Annotated in this window: 19 protein-coding genes; 14 read left to right on the top strand and 5 right to left on the bottom strand. The window is 55.8% G+C overall.

Annotated elements, in window-relative coordinates; all coding sequences use genetic code 11:
* Positions 1 to 61: 61 nt before the first annotated feature.
* The 9 genes from folC to hisP all read left to right on the top strand — a co-directional run bounded on the left by folC (position 62) and on the right by hisP (position 8,475).
* Entirely contained in the window at positions 62 to 1,327 is a 1,266-nt protein-coding gene (folC, locus tag AC6I8D_RS14015) for a bifunctional tetrahydrofolate synthase/dihydrofolate synthase (RefSeq protein ID WP_497820363.1), read from the top strand.
* Positions 1,320 to 2,066, top strand: a complete 747-nt coding sequence (gene dedD / locus AC6I8D_RS14010; protein ID WP_497820362.1) for a cell division protein DedD — start codon at positions 1,320 to 1,322, stop codon at positions 2,064 to 2,066. The genes folC and dedD overlap by 8 nt, the downstream gene beginning before the upstream one ends.
* Positions 2,067 to 2,331: 265 nt before the next feature.
* Positions 2,332 to 2,817 carry a colicin V production protein gene (gene cvpA, locus AC6I8D_RS14005; protein WP_031376251.1) on the top strand — a complete coding sequence of 162 codons (486 nt, stop codon included), beginning with the start codon at positions 2,332 to 2,334 and terminating at the stop codon, positions 2,815 to 2,817.
* 37 nt (positions 2,818 to 2,854) lie between these two features.
* Positions 2,855 to 4,372, top strand: coding sequence for an amidophosphoribosyltransferase (purF, locus tag AC6I8D_RS14000; RefSeq protein ID WP_312055895.1), 1,518 nt, complete (start codon positions 2,855 to 2,857; stop codon positions 4,370 to 4,372).
* Positions 4,373 to 4,483: 111 nt separating this feature from the next.
* Entirely contained in the window at positions 4,484 to 5,053 is a 570-nt protein-coding gene (locus AC6I8D_RS13995; RefSeq protein ID WP_312759624.1) for a UbiX family flavin prenyltransferase, read from the top strand.
* A 259-nt stretch (positions 5,054 to 5,312) separates the two neighbouring features.
* Positions 5,313 to 6,095 (top strand): lysine/arginine/ornithine ABC transporter substrate-binding protein ArgT, encoded by a 783-nt coding sequence (gene argT, locus AC6I8D_RS13990; protein ID WP_497820361.1) that lies wholly within the window; start codon positions 5,313 to 5,315, stop codon positions 6,093 to 6,095.
* A 199-nt stretch (positions 6,096 to 6,294) separates the two neighbouring features.
* The gene (locus tag AC6I8D_RS13985) at positions 6,295 to 6,984 is read left to right on the top strand and encodes a histidine ABC transporter permease HisQ (RefSeq protein ID WP_497820360.1); all 690 of its coding nucleotides are present in this window, start codon (positions 6,295 to 6,297) and stop codon (positions 6,982 to 6,984) included.
* Positions 6,977 to 7,693: an ABC transporter permease gene (locus tag AC6I8D_RS13980; RefSeq protein WP_312055898.1), complete on the top strand. Its 717-nt coding sequence runs from the start codon at positions 6,977 to 6,979 to the stop codon at positions 7,691 to 7,693. The genes AC6I8D_RS13985 and AC6I8D_RS13980 overlap by 8 nt, the downstream gene beginning before the upstream one ends.
* Before the next feature lie 8 nt (positions 7,694 to 7,701).
* Complete coding sequence (gene hisP, locus AC6I8D_RS13975; protein WP_031376246.1) at positions 7,702 to 8,475, top strand: histidine ABC transporter ATP-binding protein HisP; 774 nt, start codon at positions 7,702 to 7,704, stop codon at positions 8,473 to 8,475.
* 389 nt (positions 8,476 to 8,864) lie between these two features.
* Here the strand turns inward: hisP and AC6I8D_RS13970 are convergent, their stop codons facing one another.
* The gene (locus tag AC6I8D_RS13970; protein ID WP_312055899.1) at positions 8,865 to 9,764 is read right to left on the bottom strand and encodes a TIGR01777 family oxidoreductase; all 900 of its coding nucleotides are present in this window, start codon (positions 9,762 to 9,764) and stop codon (positions 8,865 to 8,867) included.
* 182 nt (positions 9,765 to 9,946) lie between these two features.
* On the opposite strand from AC6I8D_RS13970, the gene yfcF reads away from it, so the two are divergent.
* Positions 9,947 to 10,588, top strand: coding sequence for a glutathione transferase (yfcF, locus tag AC6I8D_RS13965; protein ID WP_312055900.1), 642 nt, complete (start codon positions 9,947 to 9,949; stop codon positions 10,586 to 10,588).
* 110 nt (positions 10,589 to 10,698) lie between these two features.
* The gene (yfcD, locus tag AC6I8D_RS13960; protein ID WP_031376244.1) at positions 10,699 to 11,223 is read left to right on the top strand and encodes an NUDIX hydrolase YfcD; all 525 of its coding nucleotides are present in this window, start codon (positions 10,699 to 10,701) and stop codon (positions 11,221 to 11,223) included.
* Positions 11,224 to 11,296: 73 nt separating this feature from the next.
* Here the strand turns inward: yfcD and pta are convergent, their stop codons facing one another.
* Entirely contained in the window at positions 11,297 to 13,441 is a 2,145-nt protein-coding gene (pta, locus tag AC6I8D_RS13955) for a phosphate acetyltransferase (RefSeq protein WP_497820359.1), read from the bottom strand.
* A gap of 70 nt (positions 13,442 to 13,511) precedes the next feature.
* The gene (ackA, locus tag AC6I8D_RS13950) at positions 13,512 to 14,714 is read right to left on the bottom strand and encodes an acetate kinase (RefSeq protein ID WP_312055901.1); all 1,203 of its coding nucleotides are present in this window, start codon (positions 14,712 to 14,714) and stop codon (positions 13,512 to 13,514) included.
* A gap of 335 nt (positions 14,715 to 15,049) precedes the next feature.
* Between ackA and yfbV the strand changes: the two genes are divergently transcribed.
* The 3 genes from yfbV (at position 15,050) to AC6I8D_RS13935 (ending at position 16,811) form a co-directional block, all read left to right on the top strand.
* The gene (yfbV, locus tag AC6I8D_RS13945) at positions 15,050 to 15,502 is read left to right on the top strand and encodes a terminus macrodomain insulation protein YfbV (RefSeq protein WP_312055902.1); all 453 of its coding nucleotides are present in this window, start codon (positions 15,050 to 15,052) and stop codon (positions 15,500 to 15,502) included.
* A gap of 141 nt (positions 15,503 to 15,643) precedes the next feature.
* The gene (locus tag AC6I8D_RS13940) at positions 15,644 to 16,138 is read left to right on the top strand and encodes a YfbU family protein (protein WP_312759629.1); all 495 of its coding nucleotides are present in this window, start codon (positions 15,644 to 15,646) and stop codon (positions 16,136 to 16,138) included.
* Positions 16,139 to 16,151: 13 nt separating this feature from the next.
* Positions 16,152 to 16,811 carry a sugar phosphatase gene (locus AC6I8D_RS13935; protein ID WP_497820358.1) on the top strand — a complete coding sequence of 220 codons (660 nt, stop codon included), beginning with the start codon at positions 16,152 to 16,154 and terminating at the stop codon, positions 16,809 to 16,811.
* Between the two features lie 22 nt (positions 16,812 to 16,833).
* Here AC6I8D_RS13935 and yfbR read toward each other — a convergent pair whose 3' ends face one another.
* Both yfbR and AC6I8D_RS13925 read right to left on the bottom strand, forming a co-directional pair.
* Positions 16,834 to 17,433 (bottom strand): 5'-deoxynucleotidase, encoded by a 600-nt coding sequence (gene yfbR / locus AC6I8D_RS13930; RefSeq protein ID WP_312055904.1) that lies wholly within the window; start codon positions 17,431 to 17,433, stop codon positions 16,834 to 16,836.
* Between the two features lie 69 nt (positions 17,434 to 17,502).
* Complete coding sequence (locus tag AC6I8D_RS13925) at positions 17,503 to 18,720, bottom strand: pyridoxal phosphate-dependent aminotransferase (protein WP_312055905.1); 1,218 nt, start codon at positions 18,718 to 18,720, stop codon at positions 17,503 to 17,505.
* Between the last annotated feature and the right edge of the window lie 38 nt (positions 18,721 to 18,758).

The following is an 18,758-nucleotide window of genomic DNA, read 5'->3' as shown; positions in this document are numbered from 1 at the left end:
CACCAATGCACCGTATACCTCAGCATCAGTCTGTCGGGTATAAATAAGCAAAACGGGACATATGGACAATCTTCACCTCCCTCAAGCCACGTCGCCTTTGGCCACGTGGCTTTATTATCTTGAGCACCTGCACACTCAGGCCATCGAACTGGGGCTGGATCGCATTCGCCAGGTCGCGCAACGCCTTGACCTGCTGAAACCCGCTCCCTTCGTCTTCACCGTCGCCGGCACCAACGGCAAAGGTACCACCTGTCGTACCCTGGAAACGCTGCTGATGGCGGCTGGCTATCGGGTGGGCGTTTACAGCTCGCCGCATCTGGTGCGCTATACCGAACGGGTTCGGGTTCAGGGACAGGAGCTCAGTGAAGCGCAGCACTGCGCCAGCTTTGCCGACATTGAAGCCGGACGGGGCGATATCTCGCTGACCTATTTCGAGTTTGGCACCCTGTCAGCGCTGAAGCTGTTTCAGCAGGCGCAGCTGGACGTGGTGATCCTTGAAGTGGGCCTCGGCGGGCGGCTCGACGCCACCAATATCGTGGATGCGGATGTGGCGGTGGTGACCAGCATTGCGCTCGATCACATCGACTGGCTCGGTCCGGACCGCGAAAGCATTGGCCGCGAAAAAGCGGGTGTGTTCCGTGCCGGCAAACCGGCGGTGGTGGGTGAGCCTGATATGCCGCACAGCATTGCCGCGGTGGCCAGTGAGAAGGGCGCACAGCTGCTGCAACGCGACCGTGACTGGGGTTACCGGGAGCAACCGGAAAGCTGGTCGCTGCGCGACGCGCAAGGTGAGCTGAACGATCTGCCGCTGCCGCAGGTGCCGCTGCCGAATGCCGCGACGGCGCTGGTCGCACTGCGCGCCTCCGGACTGCAGGTCAGTGAGGCGCAGATCCGCGCTACACTGCCGTTAGCCATGCTGCCGGGCCGCTTTCAGACCATCAGCGAATCGCCGCGGGTGATTCTCGACGTGGCGCATAATCCGCATGCGGCGCACTATCTGGCGTCACGGCTGGCCGCGCTGCCCAAAACTGGCCGGGTACACGCGGTAGTGGGTATGCTGCACGACAAAGATATTGCCGGTACGCTGGCGGCGCTGTCACCGGCGGTGGACGCCTGGTACTGCGCACCGCTCGACGGCCCGCGTGGCGCGACGGCGGAGCAGCTGCTGCAATGGCTGCCGCAGGGCGAGGCATTCAGCACGGTAGAGCAGGCCTGGCAGCAGGCGCGCCAGCAGGCGCAGCCGCAGGACATTGTGCTGGTGTGTGGATCGTTCCACACCGTGGCACAGGTCATGGAATCGATTGAAACGGAGAAAGGACGTGGCTAGTAAGTTTCAGAACCGTTTAGTCGGCACCGTCATTCTGGTGGCCGTCGGCGTGATTGTATTGCCGGGGCTGCTGGATGGACAGAAGAAGCACTATAAAGAAGAGTTTGCCGCCATTCCGCTGGTGCCGAAACCGGACGATCAGCAGGACAGCGAAATGGTGCCGCCGGTGACCCAGTCGCTGCCGGCCCAGCCGCCGGAAGGCGCAGGTAATGCGGTCAGCAGCAGCAGCGGAAAAACCACCGCAGCGGCTGAACAGGGACGCGCAAAACCCACCGAAGAGAGCGAGCCGGCCGTTGTGACGCCACCGCCGGTGCATCAGTCAACGCCGGTGCAGGTGAAACCAAAACCGGTCGAGCAGCTAAAACCGAAGCCGGTTGAACAGCCGAAGCCTAAACCGGTCGAACAGCCGAAGCCAAAACCGGTTGAGCAGCCGAAAACCGTGGAGCAGCCGAAGCAGACCGAGACGCCGAAGGCGACCGAACCGAGCGCGCCTGCCGGTCAGGCTTATGTGGTTCAGCTGGGTGCACTGAAAAACGCCAGCAAGGTGAATGAAATTGTCGCGCAGCTGCGGCTGTCGGGCTATCGCGCCTTTACCGTGCCATCAACGCCGGTACAGGGGCAGATCACCCGCATTTACGTGGGACCCGACGCTTCAAAAGCCAAAATGCAGAGTGCGGTAGGCGAGCTGAAAAGTATCTCCGGGCTGGGTGGCGTCGTGAAGCCGTACAGCGCCCGTTAAACCCGCCAATTGGCGCTGCCGATAGCAGTAACAGGCAGCGCCTTTTGGGCCATAGCACGGCAGGTTAAAGCGGCTAAACGGATAAAAATATGAAGATTTTCAACGGACTGACCGTCGGAAAATCCACCGGGCGACGAAGGTTTTTTTCATCGCCTTTTTTATGGATGCAGAACAGGAAAACCGCTACGCAAACGTTTTCTTTTTCTGTTAGAATGCGCCCCGAACTGGATGCAGGGGTGCAATGGCACTGGCGCTGGAAGAGTTCATGATCTGGATTGATTACGTCATTATTGCGGTAGTTGGTTTTTCGGCTCTGGTCAGCCTGATCCGTGGGTTTGTCCGGGAAGCCTTATCTCTTGTTACCTGGGGATGCGCGTTTTTTGTCGCCAGTCATTACTACGCCTACCTTGCAGTCTGGTTTACAGGTTTTGACGACGAACTGGTTCGTAACGGTATCGCCATTGGGGTGTTGTTTGTCGCCACTCTGATTGTCGGTGCGATTGTGAATTACGTGATCGGCTCGCTGGTGGAAAAAACCGGCCTGTCGGGAACCGACCGGGTGTTGGGCGTCTGTTTCGGGGCGTTGCGTGGTGTGCTGATAGTGGCCGCTTTGCTGTTCTTCCTCGATACTTTCACCGGCTTTTCGAAAAGTCCGGACTGGCAACAGTCTCAACTCATTCCCGAGTTCAGTTATATAATCAGGTGGTTTTTTGATTACCTGAAAAGCACGTCGAGTTTTTTACCCCGGTGATGTGACCGGGAGTGCGGCTTAATGAGGAAATGACAACATGTGCGGTATTGTCGGTATCACCGGTTTCATGCCGGTAAACCAGTCGATCTATGACGCGTTAACGGTGCTCCAGCACCGCGGGCAGGATGCCGCAGGCATTTGTACTATCGATGCGCTGAAGTGCTTTCGTCTGCGAAAGGCAAATGGCCTGGTCAGCGACGTTTTCGAAGCACGCCACATGCAGCGTTTGCAGGGCAACATGGGGATTGGTCACGCGCGTTATCCGACCGCGGGCAGCTCAAGTGCCTCTGAAGCGCAGCCTTTCTACGTAAACTCGCCGTACGGTATCACGCTGGCGCACAACGGAAATCTCACCAACGCCCACGAACTGCGCAAGCACCTGTTCGAAAAGGGCCGCCGTCATGTGAATACCACCTCAGATTCTGAAATCCTGCTCAACATTTTCGCGCAGGAGCTGGATCGCTTCCAGAACGATCCGCTGGAAGCCGACAATATTTTTGCCGCGGTCGCTGCGGTGCACCAGCAGGTGCGCGGTGCCTATGCAGTGGTGGCGATGATTATCGGTCATGGCATGGTGGCGTTCCGCGACCCGAACGGTATCCGTCCGCTGGTGCTGGGCAAGCGCGTAATCGCCGATGGCCGTACCGAATATATGGTGGCCTCGGAGAGCGTGGCGCTGGATACGTTAGGGTTTGAATTCATCCGTGACGTTGCGCCGGGTGAAGCGGTTTATGTCACTGAGCAGGGCCAGCTTTCTACCCGCCAGTGCGCCGAAAACCCGAAAAGCAATCCTTGCCTGTTCGAGTACGTCTACTTTGCACGTCCTGACTCGTTCCTCGACAAAATTTCTGTCTACAGCGCCCGCGTGCGCATGGGCACCAAGTTGGGTGAGAAAATTGCCCGCGAGTGGGAAGATCTCGATATCGATGTGGTGATCCCGATTCCGGAAACCTCAACCGATATCGCGCTGGAAATTGCCCGCATTCTCGATAAGCCGTATCGGCAGGGCTTCGTGAAAAACCGTTACGTTGGCCGCACCTTTATCATGCCGGGCCAGCAGTTACGCCGCAGCGCGGTTCGCCGTAAGCTGAACGCTAACCGCGCCGAGTTCCGCGATAAAAACGTGTTGCTGGTGGATGACTCCATCGTCCGCGGCACCACCTCAGAGCAGATCATTGAGATGGCGCGTGAAGCCGGTGCGAAGCGGGTTTATCTGGCGTCAGCGGCTCCGGAGATTCGTTTCCCGAACGTGTATGGCATTGATATGCCCAGCGCCACCGAACTGATTGCCCACGGTCGCGAAGTCGAAGAGATTCGCCAGCTGATCAAAGCGGATGCGCTGATTTTCCAGGACCTGGATGATCTGATCGAAGCGGTTCGCGAAGAGAACCCGGACATTACTCAGTTTGAATGCTCGGTGTTTAACGGGATTTATGTCACCAAAGATGTTGACCAGCGTTACCTGGAATATCTCCAGTCGCTGCGTAATGACGACGCAAAAGCGATTGCGCGTCAGAATGAGGTGGAAAACCTCGAGCTGCATAACGAAGGCTAAGCGCCAGCGTTAGCGCAGATAAAGCAGGGCGGGAGCAATCCCGCCCTGTTTGTTTTCAGAAATCACCAGGCCGCGTTATGATGGTGCATTCGGGTAGAGCAAGGTTGAAATATGAAACGACTCATCATTGGCATCTCAGGCGCCAGCGGGGTGATTTATGGCGTGCGCATGCTGCAGGTTTTGCAGCAGGTCGATGAGGTGGAAACGCATCTGGTGATGAGCCAGGCGGCGCGCCAGACTTTAGGGCTGGAGAGCGATTATTCACTGCGCGAGGTGCAGGCGCTGGCCGATGTGGTGCACGACGTGCGCGATATTGCGGCAAGCATTTCGTCAGGATCGTTCAAAACTCTCGGGATGGCGATTTTGCCGTGCTCAATGAAAACCCTGTCCGGCATCGTGCACAGTTACAGCGATTCACTGCTGACCCGCGCGGCTGACGTGGTGTTAAAAGAGCAGCGTAAGCTGGTGCTGTGTGTGCGTGAAACGCCGTTGCACGTCGGCCACCTGCGGATGATGACCACCGCCGCCGAGCTGGGGGCGATCATAATGCCGCCGGTCCCGGCGTTCTATCATCGCCCTGAGACTATCCAGCAACTGGTTGATCAAACGGTCAATCGGGTTATCGATCAGTTTGATATCGAACTGCCACAAGATTTGTTCGCGCGCTGGCAGGGTGCATAAAGTTCCGCTGGCGCACTTATTTAGTGCATAAGCGCGCCTCGGATCACTCTTCGTGCATTTGATGCACCAAAAGTTAACATCATCGCTTTTTCTCTTTTACTTCACTGTTATATTCCCCTCACAAACTCAGCGTTTTCGGCTGTCTGACGACACGCTAAGTGCGCGGATAACTTGCAGAACTGGCATGAAACATGCAAATTAATTTGCGCAAACACATCACGTACCACATAACAAAAAGCATTTCACTTGAGGGTAATCTATGAAAAAGCGTGTTCTGGCTCTTTCCCTGTTGCTGGGTTTATCCAGTGCTGCCAGCGTATTTGCGGCGGTACCAGGTTCAATCCGCATCGGTACAGATCCAACCTACCCACCGTTTGAGTCAAAAAACGCGCAAGGGCAGTTAGTGGGCTTTGATATCGACCTCGCTAACGAAATCTGCAAACGCATTCATACCCAGTGTACTTACGTTGAGAGCGACTTTGATGCGCTGATCCCGTCGCTGAAAGCGAAGAAAATTGACGCCATCATCTCTTCACTCTCGATCACAGCAAAACGTCAGGAAGAAATCGCCTTCTCGGAAAAACTCTACGCCGCCAACGCGCGCTTAGTGGCACCGAAAGGGTCTAAAATCGAGCCAACCATTGAGTCGCTGAAAGGCAAAAACATCGGTCTGTTGCAGGGCACTACCCAGGAAACTTACGCCAACCAGAACTGGCGGCCAAAAGGCATCACCGTAACGCCGTACGCTAATCAGGATCTGGTTTATCAGGATCTGAATGCCGGACGTATTGATGCGGCGTTCCAGGACGAGGTGCAGGCGAGCGAAGGGTTCCTGAAGCAGCCGGTCGGTAAAAACTACGCCTTCGCCGGTCCGGCAGTGAAAGATGACAAAATCTTCGGCGTCGGTACCGGTATGGGGCTGCGTAAAGATGACAGCGAGCTGAAAGCGGCCATCGACAAAGCCTTTGCTGAAATGCGTAAAGATGGCACCTACGACAAGATTGCGAAGAAGTACTTCGACTTTAATGTGTACGGCGACTAACCATCCTGTCGCTCTGCCTATGGTATGACGGACCTTAGCAGGCCGGATCGGATGCGGGGGAGAGGGTCGCTGGCTAACAGCGATCGCCTCACCGGCAATTCACCGTCTGCTGCTGTCCGGAATTGCTGAGCAGAGCAAAACTGCCCGTCGATTGCTGACGGGCAGCGTTCCGTTTCCACCCCACGACAGGACCCTCTCGATGCTGTATGGCTATTCTGATGTAATTCTCCGGGGCACGCTGGTGACGCTGGAGCTGGCGCTGACCTCGGTGGTTCTGGCAGTGCTGCTCGGGCTGATTGGCGCGGGTGCCAAACTGTCACGTAACCGGCTGCTGGCGATGATCTTTGAAGGCTACACCACCCTGATTCGCGGTGTGCCGGACCTCGTTCTTATGCTGCTGATCTTCTACGGTCTGCAGATCGTGCTTAACCAGATTACCGACGCGCTGGGGATGGCCCAGTTTGATATCGACCCGATGGTCGCGGGTATCATTACGCTCGGTTTTATCTATGGCGCCTACTTTACGGAAACCTTCCGTGGTGCCTTTATGGCGGTGCCCAAAGGGCAGATCGAAGCGGCCACCGCCTTTGGTTTCACCGGCTCACAGGTGTTCCGCCGCATTCTGTTTCCGGCGATGATGCGCTATGCGCTGCCGGGTATCGGCAACAACTGGCAGGTGATCCTCAAAGCCACCGCGCTGGTGTCACTGCTGGGGCTGGAAGATGTGGTGAAAGCCACGCAGCTGGCCGGTAAAAGTACCTGGCAACCGTTCTACTTTGCGATTGTGGCGGGGGGGATCTATCTGGTGTTTACCACGCTATCGAATGGCGTGCTGTGGTGGCTTAACCGGCGCTACACGGTTGGCGTAAAGAGGGCGAGCTATGATTGATATTATTCAGGAATACTGGAAATCGCTGCTCTGGACCGACGGTTATCGCTTTACCGGCGTCGCCATTACGCTGTGGCTGCTGATTCTGTCGGTGGTGATCGGCGGATCGCTGGCGGTTCTGCTGGCGATTGCGCGGGTGTCACCGAACCGGTTTATCAGTTTTCCGGTCTGGCTGTTTACCTATGTGTTTCGCGGTACACCGCTCTATGTCCAGCTGCTGGTGTTCTACTCCGGTATGTACACACTGGAAATTGTTAAAGGCACCGAACTGCTGAATGCCTTTTTCCGCAGCGGGCTGAACTGTACTTTACTGGCGTTTACCCTCAACACCTGTGCCTACACCACCGAAATCTTTGCCGGTGCTATCCGCTCGGTACCGCACGGTGAAATTGAGGCGGCGCGGGCCTATGGCTTCTCCACCTTCAAACTTTATCGCTGCATTATCCTGCCATCGGCGCTGCGCACCGCGTTACCGGCTTACAGCAACGAAGTGATTTTGATGCTGCACTCCACCGCGCTGGCGTTTACCGCGACGGTGCCGGATTTGCTGAAAATCGCGCGGGATATCAACTCGGCGACCTATCAGCCGTTTACTGCATTCGGCCTGGCTGCGGTGCTGTATCTGATCATTTCTTACGTGTTAATCAGCCTGTTCCGCCTGGCAGAGCGCCGCTGGCTGGCCCACATCAAACCCTCTTCATCGCATTGAGTAGAACTATGGCTGACAATAAATTAAGCGTCACCGAATTACATAAACGTTACGGTGAACACGAAGTGCTGAAAGGGGTCTCGTTAACCGCAAATGCGGGCGATGTGATCACCATTATCGGATCGTCCGGTTCGGGGAAAAGTACCTTTTTACGCTGCATCAACTTCCTCGAAAAACCGAGCGAAGGCACCATTGTGGTTAACAATCAGCAGATCAACTTAGTTCGCGACAAAGATGGTCAGCTGAAAGTAGCCAATAAAGAACAACTGCGTGCGCTGCGCACCAGCCTGACCATGGTATTCCAGCACTTCAATCTGTGGAGCCATATGACGGTACTGGAAAACGTGATGGAAGCGCCGATCCAGGTGCTGGGACTGAGCAAAGCCGAGGCGCGTGAACGGGCGATCAAATACCTTGATAAGGTCGGGATTGATGCGCGGGCACAGGCCAAATATCCGGTGCATCTTTCCGGCGGTCAGCAGCAGCGCGTGTCGATTGCGCGCGCGCTGGCGATGGAGCCGGAAGTGCTGCTGTTTGATGAACCGACCTCAGCGCTCGATCCGGAGCTGGTCGGTGAAGTGCTGCGCATTATGCAAAAACTGGCGGAAGAGGGGAAAACCATGGTGGTGGTGACGCACGAGATGGAATTTGCCCGTCACGTCTCCAGCCACGTCATTTTCCTGCATCAGGGCAAAATTGAAGAGCAGGGATCGCCGGTCGAACTGTTCGGTAGCCCGAAGAGCACCCGCCTGCAGCAGTTCCTGAAAGGCTCGCTGAAGTAATTCCACGTCCGCGTCGTGCTGGCGCGGGCCGTGGCAATGCAGATGGTGCCGATCGGCTGCCGATGCCGTTGTGGATCGACTCCGCAGGCGTGCTGGATCAGCACGGTCGATTATCCGTTCGCTGGCCGGTCCATCCCGTTGCGATGTGCCGGCTCAGTCTGAAAAGCGCGCTGCCGCTGAATAGTATATTGCTGCCGGACGGCATCAGACACCATTTATCGCTGGTCCGAATTCCGGCGGTGTTCGGGGTAGCCCGTTGCCGCGTTGGTGGCGGCTTGCGGCCTTAATCCCCCGACCAGAGACGGCAATCAACGCTCGCACCGGCAAACGCAGCGGTAGCAGCAGATCAACGCGGCCCGGCTCGAAACCCGACTGATCCGCCGCCCGCATTAATGCTTAATCACATCCTGTAATGCCTGCTGCAGATCATACCAGCGGAAGGTAAATCCTGAGGCTTCCAGCCGTTTGGGCAACACATGCTGTCCACCCAGCACCAGCACCGACGATTCACCCATCATCAGCTTAATTGCGCTGGCAGGCGTACGCATAAAGGCCGGGCGGTGCATCACCCGGCCCAGGGTCGCGGCAAACTGCTCATTGCGAACCGCATAGGGCGCGACCATGTTGAACGGACCGCGCAGATCGTCATGATCCAGCAGCCAGAGTATGGCGTTGAGCATGTCATCGAGATGGATCCACGGCATATATTGCTTACCACTGCCGATCGGGCCGCCAATACCCAGTTTGAACGGCAGCTTCATTTTGCTGAGCGCGCCGCCTTCTGCTGCCAGCACCACGCCGGTACGCAGCAGACAGACGCGGGTACGATCGCTTTCGGCACTGAGCGCCAGCTGCTCCCAGCGGGCGCACAGCTGGTGGGTGAATTCGTCGTGTCCGGGATCTTCTTCGGTCAGCACCAGATCGCCGGCATCGCCGTAAAAACCGGTCGCGGAGCCGGAGATCAGCACCGAGGGCGGGGTGGTGCTGGCATTAATCAGCGAGGCGATCTGTTCCGTGATCTGCCAGCGGCTTTCGCATAACTGCTGCTTATGCGGTTCAGTCCAGCGTTTGTCGGCAATCGGTTCACCCGCCAGGTTGATCACCGCATCAACATTGTTGAGGTCGTGCTGCTGCGCCAGACCTGACCAGAGCGCCACGTCGTCGCCCAGCTTTTCACGCGCACTGACCACATCACGCGTCACCACGCTGATCTGATGACCGCGTTGCTGCAGGCGCGGAATCAAATGGCGACCAATCAATCCTGTTCCACCGGTAATAAGAATGTGCATGTTGCGGCTCCCTTGACGTTTTTGTTATTTGTTCCCTTCAGCATAGAAGAGTGAGGCCAGTGTGAGGTGAGTCGCGTCGCGCTTTCTTGCAATCGGTCGAAACATCGGACCAGCTCAGCGTTGCCTTCAGAAATAAAAATCGGTAAACATGATGCAATCCTGATAGCCAATTGAGGTAACCGATGAATTATCCGCCCATCACCCTGTGGTCAGATTCATCATTTTTCAGTCCTTACGCCATGTCGGCTTATGTTGCTCTCACCGAAAAAGGCATCCCTTTTACCCTGAAACGGGTCGATTTATCGCAAAACCAGCAGTTCGCTGCGGCCTATCGTGAGCTGTCGTTAACCTGCCGGGTGCCTACGCTGCAAATCGATGATTTTCTGCTGAGCGAATCTTCGGCCATCAGCGAATATCTGGAAGAGCGGTTTCCGGCTCCCGAGTTTGAGCGCCTCTATCCACGCGACCGTGAGAAGCGTGCCAGGGCAAGGGAGATTCAGGCCTGGCTGCGCAGTGACTTTCTGTGGATCCGTCAGGAACGGCCGACCGAAGTGCTGTTCGCCGGCGAACGATTTTCACCGCTGACCGCCTCGGCGCAGCAGGCGGTAGATAAGCTGATTACGGCGGTTGAACGGCTGTTACCTGAAGGCCAGCAGAATCTGTTTGGTGAATGGTCAATCGCCGATACCGATCTGTCGGTGATGCTCAACCGGCTGGTACTGCACGGCGATCCGTTACCCGCGCGCTTACAGCAGTATGCTGAGTTTCAGTGGCAGCGTGCCTCAGTACAACTGTGGTTAGCTGAAAGCGGTAAAAATCGATAACTTTCGAGGCTTGCTCAAGCTAACGGAAGTGATTACCTTACGCCACACTATGATAATAACGTGGTAAACAGCGCGTGCATCCAGGCACGCCAAACAGGAAAGGGTTTCGGATGGTGGATCACATTGCGGGTGAGGGTGTCGAGTGGGTCGATATCGTCAACGAAGAGAACGAAGTGGTTGCTCAGGCGACACGTGCACAGATGCGTGCTGAATGCCTGCGTCACCGTGCCACCTATATCGTGGTGCATGACGGTATGGGTAAAATTCTGGTACAGCGTCGCACTGAGACCAAAGATTTTATGCCGGGCAAGCTGGACGCAACGGCGGGCGGCGTGGTGCAGAGCGGCGAAGATATGCTGGAATCGGCACGACGTGAAGCGGAAGAGGAACTGGGGATTGCCGACGTTCCGTTTGCCGAGCACGGCAAATTCTACTTCGAAGATGAGCATTGCCGCGTCTGGGGTGGACTGTTCAGCTGCGTGTCACACGGTCCTTTCGCGATGCAGGAAACTGAAGTGGATGAGATTATCTGGATGACACCTGATGAGATCACCGCGCGTTGCGATGAGTTTACCGACGATTCGCTGAAGGCATTGTCGCTGTGGATGAGCCGTAACGGCGAGAACCGCGCCTGATATCAACCGGTAATGTAGCGCAGACAAAAAAAAGGGCATGCGCAGTGGCATGCCCGATGTAACACAGTGAGGTTTAGCCTTCAGCCTGCTGTGACTGGATAGCGGTTAGGGCGATGGTGTAGACGATATCATCCACCAGCGCGCCGCGTGACAGGTCGTTGACCGGTTTACGCATGCCCTGCAGCATCGGACCGATGGAGATCAGATCGGCCGAACGCTGTACCGCTTTATAGGTGGTATTACCGGTGTTGAGATCCGGGAAGATAAACACCGTGGCGCGGCCGGCCACCTGTGAGTTTGGCGCTTTTGATTTCGCCACATCTTCCATAATCGCTGCGTCATACTGCAGCGGACCATCAATCACCAGATCCGGACGTTTCTCCTGCGCAATACGGGTCGCTTCACGCACTTTTTCGACGTCGCTGCCAGCACCTGAGGTGCCGGTAGAGTAGGAGATCATCGCCACGCGCGGGTCGATACCAAACGCCTTAGCCGAATCGGCGGACTGAATAGCGATTTCAGCCAGCTGCTCAGCGCTTGGGTCCGGGTTAATCGCGCAGTCACCGTAAACCAGCACCTGCTCAGGCAGCAGCATAAAGAACACTGACGAAACCAGTGAACTGTTCGGTGCGGTTTTGATCAGCTGCAACGGCGGACGGATGGTGTTGGCGGTAGTGTGCACGGCACCGGAAACCAGACCGTCAACTTCGCCGCGCTCCAGCATCATGGTACCCAGCACCACGTTGTCTTCCAGTTGCTCCTGCGCCACTACTTCGGTCATGCCCTTGCTCTTACGCAGCTCAACCAGACGCGGCACGTAGTTTTCACGCACCACAGCCGGATCGACAATCTCGACGCCTTTGCCCAGTTCGACGCCCTGCGCAGCAGCGACGCGCTGGATTTCATCCGGGTTACCTAACAGCACGCAGGTGGCGATGCCGCGTTCGGCACAGATCGCCGCGGCTTTCACGGTACGCGGCTCATCACCCTCTGGCAGCACCACACGTTTGCCGGCTTTGCGCGCCAGCTCGGTCAGCTGATAACGGAAGGCTGGAGGTGACAGGCGACGGCTGCGTTCAGAGGTGGCGGTCAGTGACTCAATCCAGTCAGCGTTGATATAGCTGGCGACGTACTCCTGCACTTTTTCGATGCGCTGGGTGTCATCAGCCGGAACTTCAAGGTTAAAGCTCTGCAGGCTGAGTGAGGTCTGCCAGGTATTGGTTTTCACCATAAACACCGGCAGGCCGGTCTGGAACGCACGCTCACACAGTCTGGCGATACGATCGTCAATTTCATAGTTACCGGTCAGCAGAATGGCGCCAATCTCAATGCCGTTCATGGCAGCCAGACAGGCGGCAACCAGCACATCCGGACGGTCAGCGGAGGTCACCAGCAGCGATCCTGGACGGAAATGCTCCAGCATATGCGGAATGCTACGGGCGCAGAAGGTGACAGATTTCACCCGGCGGGTCTGAATCTCACCTTCGTTGATGATGCGTGCATTAAGGTGACGGCACATATCGATGGCGCGGGTAGCGATCAGATCAAAGCTCCACGGCACGCAGCCCAATACCGGCAGCGGGCTATCGGAGAACAGCTGTTTCGGATCGATGTTCGCGATGCTGGCTTTTGACGAGTCATCAAAAATTTCTGACAGGTCAGGGCGGGTACGCCCCTGTTCATCCACTGGCGCGTTAAGTTTGTTGATGATCACGCCTGTGATGTTTTTGTTTTTCTGTCCGCCGAAGCTGCTTTGCGTCAGCTCAATGCGTTCTTTCAGCTGTGCCGGAGAGTCATTACCCAGCGCCATCACGAAGACGATTTCCGCGTTCAGCGTTTTGGCGATTTCGTAGTTCAGCGCGTTGGCGAACTGATGCTTACGGGTCGGCACCAGGCCTTCAACCAGCACCACTTCGGCGTCCTGGGTGTTGGCATGGTAACGGGAGATGATCTCTTCCATCAGCACGTCCTGCTGGTTAGAGCCCAGCAGAGATTCAACCCGTGCCATCTGCAGCGGTTCAGCAGCAGGAATCGACGAGTTTTTACGAATAATGGTGGTGGTCTGATCCGGTGTATCACCGCCAGAACGCGGCTGAGCAATCGGCTTGAAGACGCTGAGACGCACGCCTTTACGTTCCATGGCGCGAATAACGCCGAGGCTGACGCTGGTCAGGCCGACGCTGGTGCCGGTCGGAATGAGCATAATTGTACGTGACACGATTGAACCTCTCAGAAATTGCAGGGTGTCAAAAACAACTCCGTCAGCCTGAGCTGACGGAGAGAAGCGATTACGCAGTCAGACGCGCGGCGTCCTGGGCGATAACCAACTCTTCGTTGGTTGGGATAACCAGCGCCGGGCGGGTGCCCTCTTTATTGATGTAGCCGGACTGACCAAAGCGGGCCGCCAGGTTACGATCGTGATCCACCTCGAAACCGAGCAGCGCCAGTTTTTTCAGCGTCAGTTCGCGCACCATCGCGGCGTTTTCACCGATACCGCCGGTGAAGATAACGGCGTCAAGGCGACCTTCCATCAGCGCGGTATAGCTGCCGATGTATTTGGCCAGGCGGTGGCAGAACACATCCATCGCGCGCTTCGCATCCTCTTTGGTGGTGTAGTTTTCTTCAACATAACGGCAGTCGCTGGTGACTTCGGTCAGCCCTAACAGGCCAGACTCTTTGGTCAGCAGCTTGTTGATCGCATCAACGCTCATGCCGAGGGTGTCGTGCAGGAAGAAGATGATCGCCGGGTCGATATCGCCACTGCGGGTGCCCATCACCAGGCCTTCCAGCGGCGTCAGACCCATTGAGGTATCAACGCATTCGCCGTTGCGGATCGCTGAAACCGAACCGCCGTTGCCGAGATGGCAGGTAATGATGTTGAGTGAAGCCAGCGGCTTGTTGAGCATTTTGGCCGCTTCATGCGTCACGTAATAGTGGCTGGTGCCGTGTGCGCCATAGCGACGAACGCCGTGCTCTTTATACAGTTTGTACGGCAGCGCATAAAGGTAGGACTCTTCCGGCATTGTCTGATGGAAAGCGGTGTCAAATACCGCGACATTCTTATCTGACAGGTGCGGGAAGTTTTTCATCGCCTCATCGATACCAATAAGGTGCGCTGGATTATGCAGTGGCGCAAAGGAAGAGGCGTCTTTAATGCCCTGGATCACCTCTTCAGTGATCACCACTGACTGGGTCAGTTTCTCGCCGCCGTGAACGATGCGATGGCCGATTGCAGCAATTTGTGCCGAAAGCTCTGGTTTTTGTGCCAGAATGGTTTTAACAATGAAATTCAGTGCTTCGCTATGCGCTGCGCCGGCACCGAGGGGCGCTTCCTGTTTTTGACCGTCCAGCTTCCATTTGATACGCGCTTCAGGAAGATGAAAGCATTCCGCCAGGCCAGACAAAAATTCGTCGCCGCTGGCAGGATTGAGGATGGCAAACTTGAGGGAAGAGCTGCCACAGTTCAGGACCAGAACTAACTTACTCGACATGGAAGTACCTATTTTTAGAGAGTGGCTAAAAAAAACGCAATCAGACTATCAGCGTAGCCCATGAAAGCTGGTAGATTAATGATAAACATCATGCGGTAGTCAGAATTCTGCTTTTCCGCAAAAAAATTTGGTAATTTTACGCAAAAATTTGAAATTTCTTTGTCGCAACCTGACCCGTCCTCTTCCCAAAGGCGCTGGTCGCTGCCAGAAAGGTGTCGAAACGGCGTCAGAATAGCTGGAGTCACCTTTAAAGACAAAAAAAATTGAAGGATGTCACGTAAAGTTGTGTAGTTATAACTATTTTTTAATCTTTGCAGTATTAGTTGAGGTGAGCCATGGCGAATGAATCGGGCAGTACCAGTTGGTTCCGGATGTTTCAGCGCGGACAGCACTACATGAAGACCTGGCCGGCTGACAAGCGCCTGGCACCGGTGTTCCCTGAAAACCGTGTTTCATCAGCGACGCGCTTTGCCATTCGCTTTATGCCACCTTTAGCGATTTTCACGCTAACCTGGCAGATTGCCATGGGCGGTCAGCTTGGCCCGGCAGTCGCGACAGCGCTGTTTGCCTGTAGCCTGCCGATGCAGGGCTTGTGGTGGCTGGGAAAACGATCGATTACGCCGCTTCCGCCTACCTTGCTCAACTGGTTCCACGAGGTCCGCGCCAGACTGGAAGAGGCCGGTCAGGCAATTGCTCCGGTTGAGGGCAAACCGACCTACCAGGCGCTGGCTGACGTGCTGAAACGCGCCTTTAAACAGCTGGACCGCACCTTCCTCGACGACCTCTGAGTGATGCCGGTTTCTGACTAAAATACCGGTTAACCTGCAGCCAGATCAAAGAAAGGCGATACGGATATTTCCGTATCGCTAACGCTGTGTGATCATTTCCTCATTAACTGTTACCTGAGCGGCTCTGGCCGGGAGTGAATGATGGAAATGACCCATGCACAGCGTTTGATCCTTACCAACCAGTACAAAATCATGGCGATGCTTGAGCCGGAAAATGCCGAGCGCTTCCGCCGTTACCAAACCATTATCGAACGCGGCTATGCGCTGCAGATGCGTGAGCTGGACAAAGAGTTCGGCGAACTCAGTGAAGAGACCTGCCGCACCATCATCGACATTATGGAAATGCACCATGCGCTGCACGTTTCCTGGTCGAACCTCAAAGATAGAGGCACGCTCGAGGAGCGGCGTCTGGCGTTTCTCGGGTTTGATGCCGCGACCGAAGCGCGCTATCTGGGCTACGTACGCTTTATGGTGAATAGCGAAGGGCGCTATACCCATTTTGATTCCGGCACCCATGGCTTTAATGCCCAGACGCCGATGTGGGAAAAGTATCAACGCATGCTGGCTTTGTGGCAGACTTGTCCGCGACAGTACCATTTGAGCGCTAATGAAATTGCGCAAGTAATTAATGCCTGATGAGGAGTGACGCGTGACCTACAGTGGTTTTCTATTTGATTTAGACGGCACCTTAGTAGATTCTCTGCCCGCAGTTGAACGTGCCTGGAGCCAATGGGGCGCCCGCCACGGCATTGCAGCGGAAGAGATCCTGGCGTTTATTCATGGTAAACAGGCGATCACGTCACTGCGTCACTTTATGGCCGGTCAGCCGGAAGCGGCAATTCAGGCAGAGTTTGTTGCGCTGGAACAGTCTGAGGCCGCCGATACGGATGGCGTTCAGGCGTTGCCTGGCGCGCGCGCGTTACTGAACACGCTGAATGAACTGCAGATCCCATGGGCGATTGTCACCTCAGGTTCGGTGCCGGTGGCGCATGCGCGGCATAAAGCGGCAGGCTTACCGCAGCCGGGGGTGTTTATCACTGCGGAACAGGTGGCAAAGGGCAAACCGGAGCCGGATCCTTATCTGCTGGGGGCCGAAAAGCTTGGGTTAGCGGCAACCGCATGTGTGGTGGTTGAGGATGCGCCCGCCGGGATTCTATCCGGTCTGAATGCCGGCTGTGCGGTGATAGCGGTCAATGCGCCGGCTGAAACGCCGCGACTGAATGACGTCACGCTGCAGCTGCCGTCGCTTGAGTCGTTAACCCTCACCCGACAGAGCAATGGCCAGTTCAGCATCGGGCGCAAGGCGTAAGAACATGACTGCGCCGTCTGAATCAGAGCGGCGTATCCTGCGAAATCTCATCCAGTGACAGGCTGAAGCTGGGAATGAATACCTCAACGAAGTAATCCATTTCCGGTGAGCGACGTTGCGCCAGCGTGGTTTCCAGCCTCGCCTTCGCCAGCAAAAATTCGTTATTGCCGGCGGAGAGCTCTTCCAGACACTTCACATACGCGCAGAGCGCATCGGCCTGCTTGACCACGGCCTGTTCTTCTTCACTGTGCTGATGCTCATCAATCAACGGGCGATAGATCGCCTGAAACTCCTCAGGCAGCATCTCAATCAGCTTTTGCTGAGCAATTTTTTCAATCTTTTTATATTCATGGGCAATCTGCGCGTTGTAATACTTCACCGGCGTCGGCAGATCGCCGGTCAGCACTTCACTGGCATCATGATAGAGCGCCAGCATGGCGATGCGATCGGCGTTAAGCGTGCCATTGAATTTAAGATTCTTGATCACCGCCAGGGCGTGCGCCACCATTGCTACCTGCAGGCTGTGCTCAGAGACGTTTTCGGTGCGCACATTGCGCATCAGCGGCCAGCGATTGATCAGCTTAAGGCGAGAGAGGTGGGCAAAAAAGTGGCTTTGAGTCATGAGCGTTCCTGTGAGCCGACAGGGGAGAGACCGGCTCTCCCCAAATAGCGTCAGTATACGCGGCTGAGATTATTGACGGTAGCCTTGCAGGAAACGGCCAAATTTATTGATCGCCATCTCCAGATCATCAACGCGCGGCAGGGTCACGATGCGCAGGTGATCTGGCCACGGCCAGTTGAAGGCGCTGCCCTGCACCAGCAGGACTTTCTCCTGCAACAGGAAATCCAGCACCATCTTCTGATCGTCAAAGATGTTGAATTTTTTTGCATCGATGCGCGGGAACATATACAGCGCACCCTGTGGTTTGACGCAGCTAACGCCGGGAATATCGTTAATCAGTTCCCAGGCACGCTGGCGTTGCTCATACAGGCGACCGCCAGGCACGATAAATTCGCTGATGCTCTGGTATCCTCCCAGCGCAGTCTGAATCGCATGCTGCGCCGGCACGTTGGCGCACAGCCGCATAGAAGCGAGCATTTCCAGCCCTTCAATGTAACCTTTGGCGTGCTTTTTCGGGCCGTTCAGCACCATCCAGCCCTGACGGAAGCCCGCAACGCGATAGGTTTTCGACAGGCCGTTGAAGGTGACAGTCAGCAGATCGGGCGCCAGGGCGGCGATGCAGTGATGCTGTGCCTCGTCGTAAAGAATTTTGTCGTAGATCTCATCGGCGAAAATGATCAGGTTATGCTGACGGGCAATTTCGACAATTTCTAACAGCAGTTCTTTACTGTAAACCGCACCGGTAGGATTATTCGGGTTGATGATAACGATGCCGCGGGTGCGGGGGGTGATCTTACTGCGGATATCGTCCAGGTCGGGAAACCAGTCAGCCGATTCGTCACACAGATAGTGCACCGCTTTACCGCTCGACAGCGACACGGCCGCGGTCCATAACGGATAATCAGGGGCCGGCACCAGCATTTCATCGCCACTGTTCAGCAGGGCCTGCATCGCCTGCACGATTAACTCAGAAACACCATTCCCGATGTAGATATCTTCTACGGTGACATCGCGCATGTCGCGTGCCTGGTAATGCTGCATGATCGCTTTGCGGGCGGAATAGAGTCCTTTGGAGTCGCAATAACCCTGCGCGCTCGGCAGGTTACGGATCACATCTACCAGAATTTCATCAGGGGCTTCGAAGCCAAACGGCGCCGGATTGCCGATGTTCAGTTTAAGAACTTTGTTGCCTTCTTCTTCGAGGCGTTTAGCCTCTTTCAATACCGGGCCACGGATGTCGTAGCAAACGTTATCCAGCTTACCGGATTTATCAATCTGAAAAGTCATTGTTACCGCCTTAATGGGCAGAATCCTTTTGGCTGCCG

It is taken from the genome of Pantoea sp. X-Soil-MYKO-1785 (genome assembly GCF_059730675.1).
This window is presented reverse-complemented; position numbering and strand designations above follow the sequence as displayed.

What these genes read in the sequence shown, in the direction of transcription:
- yfbR (WP_312055904.1), bottom strand. Translation starts at nt 17,433, where the DNA reads ATGACTCAAAGCCACTTTTTTGCCCACCTCTCTCGCCTTAAGCTGATC.
- AC6I8D_RS13925 (WP_312055905.1), bottom strand. Translation starts at nt 18,720, where the DNA reads ATGACTTTTCAGATTGATAAATCCGGTAAGCTGGATAACGTTTGCTAC.
- hisP (WP_031376246.1), top strand. Translation starts at nt 7,702, where the DNA reads ATGGCTGACAATAAATTAAGCGTCACCGAATTACATAAACGTTACGGT.
- purF (WP_312055895.1), top strand. Translation starts at nt 2,855, where the DNA reads ATGTGCGGTATTGTCGGTATCACCGGTTTCATGCCGGTAAACCAGTCG.
- AC6I8D_RS13980 (WP_312055898.1), top strand. Translation starts at nt 6,977, where the DNA reads ATGATTGATATTATTCAGGAATACTGGAAATCGCTGCTCTGGACCGAC.
- yfcD (WP_031376244.1), top strand. Translation starts at nt 10,699, where the DNA reads ATGGTGGATCACATTGCGGGTGAGGGTGTCGAGTGGGTCGATATCGTC.
- ackA (WP_312055901.1), bottom strand. Translation starts at nt 14,714, where the DNA reads ATGTCGAGTAAGTTAGTTCTGGTCCTGAACTGTGGCAGCTCTTCCCTC.
- folC (WP_497820363.1), top strand. Translation starts at nt 62, where the DNA reads ATGGACAATCTTCACCTCCCTCAAGCCACGTCGCCTTTGGCCACGTGG.
- yfbV (WP_312055902.1), top strand. Translation starts at nt 15,050, where the DNA reads ATGGCGAATGAATCGGGCAGTACCAGTTGGTTCCGGATGTTTCAGCGC.
- argT (WP_497820361.1), top strand. Translation starts at nt 5,313, where the DNA reads ATGAAAAAGCGTGTTCTGGCTCTTTCCCTGTTGCTGGGTTTATCCAGT.
- AC6I8D_RS13995 (WP_312759624.1), top strand. Translation starts at nt 4,484, where the DNA reads ATGAAACGACTCATCATTGGCATCTCAGGCGCCAGCGGGGTGATTTAT.
- cvpA (WP_031376251.1), top strand. Translation starts at nt 2,332, where the DNA reads ATGATCTGGATTGATTACGTCATTATTGCGGTAGTTGGTTTTTCGGCT.
- AC6I8D_RS13985 (WP_497820360.1), top strand. Translation starts at nt 6,295, where the DNA reads ATGCTGTATGGCTATTCTGATGTAATTCTCCGGGGCACGCTGGTGACG.
- yfcF (WP_312055900.1), top strand. Translation starts at nt 9,947, where the DNA reads ATGAATTATCCGCCCATCACCCTGTGGTCAGATTCATCATTTTTCAGT.
- AC6I8D_RS13940 (WP_312759629.1), top strand. Translation starts at nt 15,644, where the DNA reads ATGGAAATGACCCATGCACAGCGTTTGATCCTTACCAACCAGTACAAA.
- AC6I8D_RS13970 (WP_312055899.1), bottom strand. Translation starts at nt 9,764, where the DNA reads ATGCACATTCTTATTACCGGTGGAACAGGATTGATTGGTCGCCATTTG.